The organism is Burkholderia sp. BCC1047, assembly GCF_902833155.1.
Lineage (GTDB): Bacteria > Pseudomonadota > Gammaproteobacteria > Burkholderiales > Burkholderiaceae > Burkholderia > Burkholderia sola.
Genome location: NZ_CADFEH010000022.1, coordinates 23,829 through 36,219, shown reverse-complemented (window position 1 = coordinate 36,219; position 12,391 = coordinate 23,829). Strand labels below are relative to the sequence as shown.

10 protein-coding genes are annotated in these 12,391 nt (G+C 67.0%); 6 read left to right on the top strand and 4 right to left on the bottom strand.

Annotated features, from left to right (window positions below):
* Nucleotides 1-578: 578 nt before the first annotated feature.
* Nucleotides 579-2,510, bottom strand: coding sequence for a bifunctional tRNA (5-methylaminomethyl-2-thiouridine)(34)-methyltransferase MnmD/FAD-dependent 5-carboxymethylaminomethyl-2-thiouridine(34) oxidoreductase MnmC (gene mnmC, locus HWX55_RS22005; RefSeq protein ID WP_175977277.1), 1,932 nt, complete (start codon nt 2,508-2,510; stop codon nt 579-581).
* A 388-nt stretch (nt 2,511-2,898) separates the two neighbouring features.
* On the opposite strand from mnmC, the gene HWX55_RS22000 reads away from it, so the two are divergent.
* The gene (locus HWX55_RS22000; protein WP_006401505.1) at nt 2,899-3,177 is read left to right on the top strand and encodes an HU family DNA-binding protein; all 279 of its coding nucleotides are present in this window, start codon (nt 2,899-2,901) and stop codon (nt 3,175-3,177) included.
* A 143-nt stretch (nt 3,178-3,320) separates the two neighbouring features.
* Here the strand turns inward: HWX55_RS22000 and HWX55_RS21995 are convergent, their stop codons facing one another.
* Together HWX55_RS21995 and HWX55_RS21990 are read right to left on the bottom strand one after the other, a co-directional pair.
* Nucleotides 3,321-4,634 (bottom strand): GTP-binding protein, encoded by a 1,314-nt coding sequence (locus tag HWX55_RS21995; RefSeq protein ID WP_279612696.1) that lies wholly within the window; start codon nt 4,632-4,634, stop codon nt 3,321-3,323.
* Between the two features lie 153 nt (nt 4,635-4,787).
* Nucleotides 4,788-5,273 carry a lytic transglycosylase domain-containing protein gene (locus HWX55_RS21990; protein WP_175977275.1) on the bottom strand — a complete coding sequence of 162 codons (486 nt, stop codon included), beginning with the start codon at nt 5,271-5,273 and terminating at the stop codon, nt 4,788-4,790.
* A 367-nt stretch (nt 5,274-5,640) separates the two neighbouring features.
* Here HWX55_RS21990 and gspD point away from each other — a divergent pair, with 367 nt between their 5' ends.
* The 3 genes from gspD to gspF are packed head-to-tail and all read left to right on the top strand — an operon-like array spanning nt 5,641 to nt 10,704.
* A complete protein-coding gene (gspD, locus tag HWX55_RS21985; RefSeq protein WP_175977274.1) occupies nt 5,641-7,986 on the top strand; it encodes a type II secretion system secretin GspD in 2,346 nt (781 codons plus the stop codon).
* A 5-nt stretch (nt 7,987-7,991) separates the two neighbouring features.
* Nucleotides 7,992-9,482 carry a type II secretion system ATPase GspE gene (gene gspE, locus HWX55_RS21980; protein WP_347879636.1) on the top strand — a complete coding sequence of 497 codons (1,491 nt, stop codon included), beginning with the start codon at nt 7,992-7,994 and terminating at the stop codon, nt 9,480-9,482.
* A 4-nt stretch (nt 9,483-9,486) separates the two neighbouring features.
* Nucleotides 9,487-10,704, top strand: a complete 1,218-nt coding sequence (gene gspF / locus HWX55_RS21975) for a type II secretion system inner membrane protein GspF (RefSeq protein WP_050015775.1) — start codon at nt 9,487-9,489, stop codon at nt 10,702-10,704.
* Nucleotides 10,705-10,741: 37 nt separating this feature from the next.
* Here the strand turns inward: gspF and HWX55_RS21970 are convergent, their stop codons facing one another.
* Nucleotides 10,742-11,152, bottom strand: a complete 411-nt coding sequence (locus tag HWX55_RS21970) for a type II secretion system protein N (protein ID WP_006477247.1) — start codon at nt 11,150-11,152, stop codon at nt 10,742-10,744.
* Nucleotides 11,153-11,327: 175 nt separating this feature from the next.
* Here HWX55_RS21970 and gspG point away from each other — a divergent pair, with 175 nt between their 5' ends.
* Both gspG and HWX55_RS21960 read left to right on the top strand, forming a co-directional pair.
* Nucleotides 11,328-11,780 carry a type II secretion system major pseudopilin GspG gene (gspG, locus tag HWX55_RS21965; RefSeq protein ID WP_012492990.1) on the top strand — a complete coding sequence of 151 codons (453 nt, stop codon included), beginning with the start codon at nt 11,328-11,330 and terminating at the stop codon, nt 11,778-11,780.
* A 39-nt stretch (nt 11,781-11,819) separates the two neighbouring features.
* On the top strand, nt 11,820-12,389 hold the full coding sequence (locus tag HWX55_RS21960) for a GspH/FimT family pseudopilin (protein WP_175977273.1): 570 nt from the start codon (nt 11,820-11,822) through the stop codon (nt 12,387-12,389).
* Nucleotides 12,390-12,391 lie beyond the last annotated feature (2 nt).

Here is a 12,391-nt window from a genome sequence, read left to right as displayed (position 1 = left end):
TGTTGTGCTCGACGATGGCGGTACATGGGGTCCGCCTGTTCCGCCACAAGGCGGAACGTCGTTCAGGTTGCCGATCTGGATTGTCGGCCTGGTGTGTGAACGGACTGCGCAGTCTCGAAGATTCAGATTCGAAATCGTGCCGACCGTTCCATTGAAGCATGTCCGGCGCTTGGCCGAACGAACGCGAAGGAAACCGATTGTGCCACAGGTTTTTCGCTCCGGAACCGATTGAATCGACTCGCGGGGCTGTGCGCCGCCGCAGGTCTTTGGTTTCAAAGGTTTACTTGTATATATACGTAGTAGAAGTTAACAAAGGACGCACAGTTCTGTGGATAACTCCGGTTTACGCTGGCAGATCAAGGTGTTGGCGAAACCATAACCGGTTGCACAGGCTGTTCGCGCACAGCGGTTTGACTTGAGCAACTTTCGGGCCGCATCACAGCTGTGCCGAGTTGCCCAGTTTACGTCCACTGTGATTGCACACGAAGTGCGCGCGGAATCCGCGCGGTTATCCACAGCGTCGCGTGGATAACCTTGCGCGGAAAAATCGGGAAACTGTGACGGCTGCGAGCGGCCGGTCAGCCGGCCGAACCGACGCGGCGGGCGCGCAGTGCGCGGATCAGGAAGCGGGCGGGATCGATCGCGTCGGCGAGTTCGCGCTCGAGCGGCCACGGCTCGCCTTCGAGTTGCGACGCGATCAGTTCGGCGCCGAGCGCAGCCCACACGAGGCCGCGCGAACCGAAGCCGAATGCGCCGTAGAGGCCCGGCGTGCGCGGCAGGTCGCGCGCCTGCGCACCGCCCAGCGCGCGTGCGTTCGCGGTGGCCTGCGCTTCGTCGGCGAGCGGGCCGACGAGCGGCAGACGGTCGCCGACGACCCAGCGGAACGCCACGCGGCCGCGCAGCGTGGCCGGATCCGGCAGGTCGCCGATCAGGCCCGGCAGCAGGTGCCGCACGCGGTCGAGGTTTTCGGCGTGGCCGGCGGCGCGCATCGCGGGATCGGTGTCGTCGGGTTCGAACGTGGCGCCGATCAGCAGCGTGCCGTCGTCGAGCGGGACCGCGTAACCGTCGCCGATCGCCGGGCACGACAGCGGCGCCGTCGTGCCCGGCGGCAGCAGCGTGAGCTGGCCGCGTACCGGTTGCAGCGCGACATGCTCGAGCCCGGCAAGACGCGCGGCGTCGCCCGCGTTCGCGAGCACGACGACGGGTGCGTCGGCGAGCGTGGCGCCGGTATCGTCGAGCGCATGCCACGCATCGCCCCGCCGTTCGAGCCGTGCGACGCCGGTGGACGCGAGCAGGCGCACGCGCTCGCCGGCCGCCGCATATTGCGCGGCGCACAGCCCGGCCGGCCAGACGGCGCCGCCGTGCGGGAACAGCAGGCCGCCGTGCGCGACCGGCAGATTCAGATGCGCGCGCGCGGCATCGGCATCGAGCAGCGTCACGTAGTCGGACGGCGCGCCGAACGCATCGAAGGCGTCGCGCATCCGCGCGAAATCGTCGGCCGATTCGGCGAGATGGATCATCCCGTGCGTGCTGCGTGCGAATGCATGCCCTGCGTGTTCGAGCGCACGCCAGCGTGCGAGCGCGTGCAGGAAGCCGCCGCGCGTGAGGCGGCTCGCGACGTTGTCGTCGCGCGTCATCAACGGGTGGAACACCCCGGCCGGATTGCCCGACGCTTCGCTCGCGATCCGTTCGTGCCGCTCGATCAGCGTGACGTCCCAGCCGCGCGCGGCCAGACGTTCGACGACCGCGCAGCCGGCGAGGCCCGCGCCGATCACGATCGCACGGCGCGTTGCAACGGGCAGCGCACGCGGCGGCTCGTGCCGGCGCGCGCGCCAGCGCGGCGCATAGTCGCCGACCAGACGATCGTCGACTTCGCGGAACGTGAAACCTGTTTCGCCGAGTGCGTGCTTCACGTCGTCGGACTTTGCATGGGTCGCAAACGTCGCGTGTTCGCCGGCGAGTTTCGCGAGTGCGCGGATCCCGTCGCTCGATGCCGCGGCGCCGTCGAGAAAAAACGCATCGGCGCGCGCGACGAGCTTCTTCAACAGGTCGATCGGATCGCTGAACGCGAGCGTGAGCACCACGCGTCCTTCGTCGAATTCGAGCCGGTGCACGCCCGGCACGAGCATCGGCCATGCGTCGATCAACGCGTCGACGTCTGCCGATATGGTTGTGTTCGCAACCATGTGCGAAACCGCGCGGCGCAGGTCGTCGCGCGAGAACGGATGCGACTCGACTGCAACGACATGCAACCGTTCGCAGCGCGCGGGATCGTCGCGCCACGCGGCCCATGCGGCGAGGAAGGCGGCGCCCGCGCCGAATTCGGTCGCGACGATCGTAAACGTCCGGCGGCGCTGCCAGCGCGCGGGCAGCCCGTTGCCGGAGACGAACGCGCGATGCGCGTGCGCGAGCGTGCCGGATGCGCCGCGATGAAGCTCGCCGAACTCGGGCGAGACGAGCGTGCCGTCGTCGCGAAGCGCGAGCGAGGCGTAAACAAGTCGGTCGGGCATGCGAAACAAAAAACGTGGCAGCCAAGCCTGGCAAGGGATTGCGGCAGGCCGTCCGATCGGCCGTTGGAAAAGGGCAACGGGGCGACGGGCGGGCGGACCGCGCTGCGTATCCTGTCCGGTTGGCGCAGGTCAAAAAACGGGCAATCGACGATTCATTCGGCGAAATACCGATGAAAATCTTTGAAACCCTTGTCGTTATTGGGTTTGCGCTGCGCTATCATAGCAACGCCGTACCGCGGGGTGGCCGCCGGCAAGCCGGAGGGCGCGTCGCGCGGGCCAGGATTCGGCGCTGTGTCGTCGGAGTCTGACTCTCGACGGCACGGTTCGCGCACGTATAATCGGCGCGTTCGCGCTGTTCGTGTCAACCTAACCTGATAAAGGAACCTTAATGAACAAACAGGAACTGATCGACGCCGTCGCCGCCCAAACGGGCGCCAGCAAGGCTCAAACCGGCGAAACGCTGGACACGCTGCTCGAAGTCATCAAGAAGGCCGTGTCGAAGGGTGATGCGGTTCAGCTGATCGGCTTCGGCAGCTTCGGTTCGGGCAAGCGCGCAGCACGTACGGGCCGCAACCCGAAGACGGGCGAAACCATCAAGATCCCGGCAGCCAAGACGGTCAAGTTCACGGCTGGCAAGGCGTTCAAGGATGCCGTCAACAAGCGTTAAACCCGCGCCTGTTCCAGAAAAAACCCGCCTCTCGGCGGGTTTTTTGTTGGGCGCGCGCGGCATTTTCGCCACAGTTCGCGCCGCCCTTGCAAAAGTTAACGGTTGTTTTTACAAGCCGTTACCACGCGCTCATGTGTGCACGATCACGCGTGCACGATCTGCGTGTCGCCGTGATCGTCGTCGTCGTGCGAATCGACGTCCCACGCCGGGAACGGATCGTCGAACGCGGCCCATCCCGCCGCGCCGAGTGCGAACTCCGCATCCGTCAGCAGACACGCGTCGAGTTTCGTGCGCCACGCATCGGCGTCGAGCGCGATGCCGATCAGCACGAGTTCCTGCCGGCGATCGCCGACCGTGCGATCGTCGAGATCGCCGAGCCATTCGGTGCGGATTTCAGCGAGCAGCTCGTCGTCGTCCGGCCATTCCGCGCGATCCTGCGCCGCCCACCACAAACCCGCCGGCCCGTGCCGGCATACGCCGCCCGCCTGCGACAGCGAACCCGCGATGTCGTTGCGCGTCGCGAGCCAGAAGAACCCCTTGCTGCGCAGCACGCCCGGCCACTCCTGATGCAGCAGCGCCCACAGCCGTGCCGGGTGAAACGGCCGGCGCGCGCGGTAAACGAAATTGCCGATCCCGAATTCGTCGGCTTCGCCGTGCACGTGCGCATGATGGTCGTCATGGCAGTCGGGGTCGTCGCAATGCGTGTGACCGTGGTCGAGCGACGTGAGCCAGCCCGGCGCGTTCGCGGCTTCGTCGAAATCGAAGCGGCCGGTGTTCAGCACTTCGTCGAGCGGCACGTTGCCGAACGTCGAGACGACCTGGCGCGCGCGCGGATTGAGGCGCGCGAGGATGTGCTGCAGGCGTGCGAGATCGTCCGCGCCGACCAGGTCGGCCTTGTTGATCACCAGCACGTCGCAGAATTCGATCTGCTCGATCAGCAGTTCGACGAGCGTGCGGTCGTCGTCTTCCGACGCGGCGATGCCGCGCGTCGCGAGTGCGTCGTCGGAGCCGTAGTCGCGCAGGAAGTTGTACGCGTCGACCACGGTGACGAGCGTGTCGAGCCGCGCGATCGCCGACAGCGACGCGCCGTCGTCGTCGACGAACGTGAACGTTTCGGCGATCGGCATCGGCTCCGCGATACCGGTCGATTCGATCATGATCGCGTCGAAGCGGCCTTCGGACGCGAGGTTTCGGATTTCGACGAGCAGATCGTCGCGCAGCGTGCAGCAGATGCAGCCGTTCGACATCTCGACGAGGCGTTCCTCGACGTGCGACAGCGCCTGCGCGTCGCGCACGAGCGACGCGTCGATGTTGACCGCGGCGAGATCGTTGACGATCACCGCGACTTTCAGGCCCGCGCGGTTCGCGAGCACGTGGTTGAGCAGCGTGGTCTTGCCGGCGCCGAGGAAACCGGACAGCACGGTGACGGGCAACGGCTGTTTCATTGCCGGATTCATGATGATATGCACCAACGGAAAAGATGAAAAAGCGGCCGCGGCGCCCTGCCGGGGCGCGATCGGCCCGCACGCGGGCGAAACGGCGGCGTCAGCCCGCATTGTGCATCAAACGCGCGCGGCCGGCCCGGCGCCAACCGGCGACGCGGCGCCGAATCACTGAGCGGGCTGCGCTGGCTGCGCGGCCTGGGCAGTCTGCGCGGCCGGCAGCAGCTTCCATTGCGTCAGGATGCCGGCGATCTGCCGCGCGTACTTGTCGCGCAGCGACGGCGTTTCCGAATGATAGGCGCCGACCGCCTGCCACGTGTTGCCGTAGCGGTTCATCTTCTGTTTGAGATGCCACGCGGCGATGTACACGTTCTTGCACGGCTCCATCAGCGTGTCGCGGCCGATTCCGTAGCGCGACAGCGTGGGCAGGTGGATCGAATTGATCTGCATCAGGCCGTAGTCGACCGAGCCGTTCGTATTCTTGTTCAGCGCACCGGGCCGGTTGCGCGACTCCTGCCACGCGATCGCGCGCAGGATCAGCGGATTGACCTGCTGATATTTGGCCGCTTCGTCGAAACAATCCGCGCGTGCGTTGCCGCTGGCGAACCACGCGCCGGCGGCGATCAACGCGAGCGAAGCGAACCGTCTGTTCATCGTGCGGAAACGGAAAGGAATTGCGCGAAGCTCGGGAAAACCCGTGCCTGTTATTAATGCGACGAGAAACGCGCCGCCCGTATCATACCGGCAGACCGTCCAATTGCGACAGGCAGGAATACGGCAGCCCGGTTATACCGCATTTCCGTGTCGATTCATCTCGAAATCGGGGCGACGGCCGGCATGCGGAGGGTGACGCCGATCCTTACATATCGCATACGAATCGCCGGACACATGTCGTATGTGAGACAGTCTTCGGATCAATGTGATATTTCGGACATGAAAAACTGCTAATGTCGTCTCTTTCGGACTTGGATCCCAGCACTACCGCCGGAAGCGGCCTGAGCCGGCATCGACCCATTCATCCATGACAAGAAATCGCTTCGTTATGCGGCGTATCGCCACGACCCTGCTCGTGGCCGGCATCATCGTCTCGCAGGCTGCCTACGCTCAGGTCACGCTCAACTTCGTGAATGCGGACATCGACCAGGTCGCGAAAGCGATCGGCGCCGCGACCGGCAAGACCATCATCGTCGACCCCCGCGTGAAGGGGCAGCTCAATCTCGTCGCCGAACGGCCGGTGCCGGAAGACCAGGCGTTGAAGACGCTGCAGTCCGCGCTGCGCATGCAGGGCTTCGCGCTCGTGCAGGATCACGGCGTGCTGAAGGTCGTGCCGGAAGCCGACGCGAAGCTGCAGGGCGTGCCGACCTACGTCGGCAATGCACCGCAGGCGCGCGGCGACCAGGTGATCACACAGGTGTTCGAGCTGCACAACGAATCGGCGAACAACCTGCTGCCCGTGCTGCGGCCGCTGATCTCGCCGAACAACACGGTGACGGCCTACCCGGCGAACAACACGATCGTCGTGACCGACTATGCGGACAACGTGCGCCGCATCGCGCAGATCATCTCGGGCATCGACAGCGCCGCGGGTGCGCAGGTGCAGGTCGTGACGCTGCGCAACGCGAACGCGATCGACCTCGCCGCGCAGATGCAGAAGATGCTCGACCCGGGTGCGATCGGCAACAGCGACGCGACGCTGAAGGTGTCGGTCACGGCCGACCCGCGCACCAACTCGCTGCTGCTGCGCGCATCGAACGGCTCGCGCCTCGCGGCCGCGAAACGCCTCGCGCAGCAGCTCGACGCGCCGAGCGCGGTGCCCGGCAACATGCACGTCGTGCCGCTGCGCAACGCCGATGCGGTGAAGCTCGCGAAGACGCTGCGCGGGATGCTCGGCAAGGGCGGCGGCAATGACAGCGGCGCGTCGGCGTCGTCCAACGATGCGAACAGCTTCAACCAGAACGGCGGCTCGTCGTCGAGCGGCAACTTCTCGACCGGCACGTCGGGCACCCCGCCGCTGCCGTCGGGCGGCCTCGGCGGTTCGTCGTCTTCGTCGGCGTATGGCGGTGGCGGTTCGTCCGGCGGTGGCCTCGGTACGGGCGGCCTGCTCGGCGGCGACAAGGACAAGAGCGGCGACGACAACCAGCCGGGCGGGATGATCCAGGCCGACTCGGCGACCAACTCGCTGATCATCACCGCGTCCGATCCGGTTTACCGGAACCTGCGCTCGGTGATCGACCAACTCGACGCACGGCGCGCGCAGGTCTATATCGAAGCGCTGATCGTCGAGCTGAACTCGACGACGCAGGGCAACCTCGGCATCCAGTGGCAGGTCGCGAGCGGCCAGTTTCTCGGCGGCACGAACCTGAATCCCGGACTGGGGCTCGGCAACAGCATCATCAACCTGACGGCGGGCGGCTTGACCAACGCGGCCGGCGGAGTCACCGGCGGCGGGCTTGCCTCCAATCTCGGGCAGTTGTCCCAGGGGCTCAACATCGGCTGGCTGCACAACATGTTCGGCGTGCAGGGCCTCGGCGCGCTGCTGCAGTATTTCTCGGGCGTGAGCGATGCTAACGTGCTGTCGACGCCGAACCTGATCACGCTCGACAACGAGGAAGCGAAGATCGTCGTCGGCCAGAACGTGCCGATCGCGACCGGCTCGTATTCGAACCTGACGAGCGGCACGACGAGCAATGCGTTCAATACCTACGACCGCCGCGACGTCGGCCTGACGCTGCACGTGAAGCCGCAGATCACCGACGGCGGGATCCTGAAGCTGCAGCTCTACACGGAGGATTCGGCGGTCGTCAGCGGCACCACGAACGCGCAGACCGGCCCGACCTTCACGAAACGCTCGATCCAGTCGACGATCCTGGCCGACAACGGCGAGATCATCGTGCTCGGCGGCTTGATGCAGGACAACTACCAGGTGTCGAACAGCAAGGTGCCGCTGCTCGGCGACATCCCGTGGATCGGCCAGCTGTTCCGTTCGGAATCGAAGCAGCGCGCGAAAACCAACCTGATGGTGTTCCTGCGCCCGGTGATCATTTCCGATCGCAGCACCGCGCAGGAAGTCACCGCGAACCGCTACGACTACATCCAGGGCGTGACGGGCGCCTACAAGTCGGACAACAACGTGATCCGCGACAAGGACGACCCGGTCGTCCCGCCGATGCCGCTGGGTCCGAGCCAGGGCGGCACGCCGGCCGGCAACCTGTTCGATCTCGACAAGATGCGCCGCCAACAGTTGCAGCGTCAGGTCGCGCCGGTACCGGCCCAGCCGCTGCCCGAGGCGACGCCCGCGCAGCCGCAGAGCGTGCCGCAGCAGGCGGTGCCGCAACAGCCGCTGACCACCCCGGGAGCGTCGCAGTGAGCGACGTGCTCGCATCTTCAGCCCACGACGGCGCGCCGGGCGAACGCCAGCCGCCGTCGCCGCTCGCCGCGCGCCTGCTGCCGTACGGTTTCGCGAAGAGCGGCCAGGTGCTGATCGCGCATCAGCTCGACGACACGCTCGAGGTGTGGATCAGCGAACGCACGAGCGACGCCGCGCTCGCGGAGATCGCGCGCAACTTCGGCTCGATTTCCGTGCATCGCGTGCCGGCCGACGAGCTCGCGCAGGCGATCAACCAGGCGTACGCGCGCCAGGACGGCAGCGCCGCGCAGGTGGTCGGCGAGGTCGAAGGCGAAGTCGACCTGTCGCGGCTGATGCAGGACATCCCCGAAGTCGAGGATCTGCTCGAGTCGGAAGACGACGCGCCGATCATCCGGATGATCAACGCGCTGCTCACGCAAGCGGCGCGCGAACAGGCGTCGGACATCCACATCGAGCCGTTCGAGAATGCGTCGGTCGTGCGCTTTCGCGTCGACGGCACGCTGCGCGACGTCGTGCGCCCGAAGAAGGCGCTGCACGGCGCGCTGATCTCGCGGATCAAGATCATGGCGCAGCTCGACATCGCCGAGAAGCGGCTGCCGCAGGACGGCCGCATCACGCTTCGCGTCGGCGGCCGGCCGGTCGACGTGCGGGTGTCGACGCTGCCGACCGGGCACGGCGAGCGCGCGGTGCTGCGTCTCCTGGAAAAGGACGCGCAGCGGCTGAACCTCGAAGCGCTCGGGATGGGTCGCGACACGCTCGTCCAGTTCGACAAGCTGATCGCCCGCCCGCACGGCATCGTGCTCGTCACCGGCCCGACCGGTTCCGGCAAGACGACCACGCTGTACGCGTCGATGTCGCGGCTCGAAACCGCGACGACCAACATCATGACCGTCGAGGATCCGATCGAATACGACCTGTCCGGCATCGGCCAGACGCAGGTGAACGAGCGGATCGGGATGACCTTCGCCCGCGCGCTGCGCTCGATCCTGCGCCAGGACCCGGACGTGATCATGATCGGCGAAATCCGCGACCTCGAAACCGCGCAGATCGCGGTGCAGGCGTCGCTGACAGGCCACCTCGTGCTCGCGACGCTGCACACGAACGATGCGGCGTCCGCCGTCACCCGTCTGACCGACATGGGCGTCGAGCCGTACCTGCTCGCGTCGTCGCTGCTCGGCGTGCTCGCGCAGCGCCTCGTGCGCCAGCTCTGCCCCGTCTGCAAGGAAGAGCGGCACGAGGACGGCCGCACCGTGTGGCATCCGGTCGGCTGCGACAAGTGCGGGCATTCGGGCTATGCGGGCCGGCGCGGCGTGTACGAACTGCTGCTGGTCGACGAGTCGATCCGCACGCTGATCCACCGCAACGCGGCCGATGCCGAGATCCTGGCCGCCGGCCGCGCGGAAGGGATGCGCACATTGCGCGACGACGCGGAGCGCTGGCTCGCGTCCGGCGCAACGTCGCTCGAGGAAGTACTGCGCGTGACGGGAGGCGCATAGCGCGATGCCGGCATTCCGTTTCGAAGCAATCGATTCGGCGGGGCGCGCGCAGAAAGGCGTGATCGATGCCGACAGCGCGCGTGCCGCGCGCGGCCAGCTGCGCACGCAGGGGCTGACGCCGCTCGTCGTCGAGCCGGCCGCCAGCGCGACGCGCGGCGCGCGTTCGCAGCGGCTCGCGTTCGGCCGCAAGCTGTCGCAGCGCGAACAGGCGATCCTCACGCGCCAGCTTGCGAGCCTGCTGATCGCGGGGCTGCCGCTCGACGAGGCGCTCGGCGTGCTGACCGAGCAGGCCGAACGCGACTACATCCGCGAACTGATGGCCGCGATCCGCGCGGAAGTGCTCGGCGGCCATTCGCTCGCGAATGCGCTGGGCCAGCATCCGCGCGATTTTCCGGAAATCTACCGCGCACTCGTTGCCGCGGGCGAGCACACCGGCAAGCTCGGCATCGTGCTGTCGCGCCTCGCCGACTACATCGAGCAAAGCAATGCGCTGAAGCAGAAGATCTTGCTGGCGTTCACGTATCCGGGCATCGTCACGCTGATCGCGTTCGGCATCGTCACGTTCCTGCTGAGCTACGTCGTACCGCAGGTCGTCAACGTGTTCGCCAGCACGAAGCAGCAGCTGCCAATCCTCACGGTCGTGATGATGGCGCTGTCGGAATTCGTGCGGCACTGGTGGTGGGCGATCCTGATCGCGGTCGCGCTCGTCGTGTGGTTCGTGAAGGCGACGCTGTCGCGCGCCGGGCCCCGGCTCGCGTTCGATCGCTGGGTGCTGACCGCGCCGCTCGCCGGCAAGCTCGTGCGCGGCTACAACACGGTGCGTTTCGCGAGCACGCTTGGGATTCTCACCGCGGCCGGCGTGCCGATCCTGCGCGCGCTGCAGGCGGCCGGCGAGACGCTGTCGAACCGCGCGATGCGCGCGAACATCGACGATGCGATCGTGCGCGTGCGCGAAGGCTCCGCGCTGTCGCGCGCGCTGAACAACGTGAAGACGTTTCCGCCGGTGCTCGTGCACCTGATTCGTTCGGGCGAGGCGACCGGCGACGTGACGACGATGCTGGATCGCGCGGCCGAAGGCGAAGCGCGCGAACTCGAGCGCCGCACGATGTTCCTGACGAGCCTGCTGGAGCCGCTGCTGATCCTCGCGATGGGCGGCATCGTGCTCGTGATCGTGCTGGCCGTGATGCTGCCGATCATCGAGCTGAACAACATGGTGCAGTGACGGTGCGGCCCGATTCCGACGGATGGGCCGCTACCGTTCAGCGCATGTAGATCGCGGGGGACGGCGTGTTCGCCGGGAGCTGGATTTCGGCGCGGGCGCCGTTGCGGTCGACGATGATCGAGCGCGGCCGGACTTCGGCGAGCTTCGCGCCGGACGTGACCTCCGCGCCGAGCGACACGGCGCGCGGCGGTTCGCCGCCGACGCCGACGATCGCGGCGCCGCCATGGTCGAGCGCGAGAATGCCGAACAGGTGGATATCCTGGACGGGATTCTTGTCGAGCTGACCGCCGAAGAGCGCGGCGGCGTCCTCGGTGCGGATCGGCAGCCGCGCGGCGGCGGCGGGCAGCGGCGCTTCGCGGGCCGACAGCGTGACGACCCAGTAGGTGGCCGTCGCGCACAAACCCGCGAAGAGGGCGAGGGAAAGGATCCGGATCGAGAGCGCGTTCATGCGCGCTATTGTACGGATGTATATGAAATTTGCGTTGGGTGAAAGCCCTCGGCGATGCGCGCCTTACAATGCGTGCTCCGCGCCCGCCGGTCCGGAAGGTTGCTGTCAGGCAATCGTCCGGTGCGCCGGGTGCGTCACTCAATCGACGACATTTTTTGGAAAGAGGTAGTCAGTCATGCAAACGTGGATCACTCGCCGCAACGCGGCCGTGCGTCGTCAGCGCGGTTTCACGCTGATCGAGATCATGGTGGTGGTCGCGATCCTCGGGATCCTGGCGGCGCTGATCGTGCCGAAGATCATGAGCCGCCCCGACGAGGCGCGCCGCATCGCCGCGAAGCAGGACATCGGCACGATCATGCAGGCGCTCAAGCTGTACCGCCTGGACAACGGCCGCTATCCGACCCAGGAGCAGGGCCTGAACGCGCTGATCCAGAAGCCGACCAACGATCCGATCCCGAACAACTGGAAGGACGGCGGCTATCTCGAGCGCCTGCCGAACGATCCGTGGGGCAACGGGTACAAGTACCTGAACCCGGGCGTGCACGGCGAGATCGACGTGTTCAGCTACGGCGCCGACGGCAAGGAAGGCGGCGAAAGCAACGACTCCGACATCGGCTCGTGGCAGTAAGCCGGCGCTGATCGGCCCGACGTTTCATTTCCGTTCTTCATGCTCGCCATTCGCACGACCTCCCGCTGCGGCCGCGATTGCCGCGTGCGTCGCGGTGCGGTGCCGTCCGTACCGGCAGGTGCCGATGGCGGCTTGATGAAGCCCCGCGCGGCGCGCCGTCGCGCGCGCGGCTTCACGCTGCTCGAAATGCTGGTCGTACTCGTGATCGCGGGGTTGCTCGTGTCGCTCGCGTCGCTGTCGCTGACGCGCAATCCGCGCACCGACCTGCGCGAGGAAGCGCAGCGGATCGCGCTGCTGTTCGAGACGGCCGGCGACGAAGCGCAGGTGCGCGCGCGGCCGATCGCGTGGCAGCCAACCGCGCACGGTTTCCAGTTCGACGTGAGCTCGCCCGACGGCTGGCGCACGTTGCGCGACGACCTGCTGCGCCCGCGCGACTGGGACGGCGGCGTCACCGGCGCGGACATCGATTACCCGGGGTCGGACACGCGCGCGAACCGCGTCGTGTTCGGCACCGAGAGCATCGACACGCCGGTGCGCGTGACGCTGCATTCGGCCGCCGGCAGCGCGACGATCGTCGGCACCGGCAACGGCCGCTACGAGGTGCAATGACG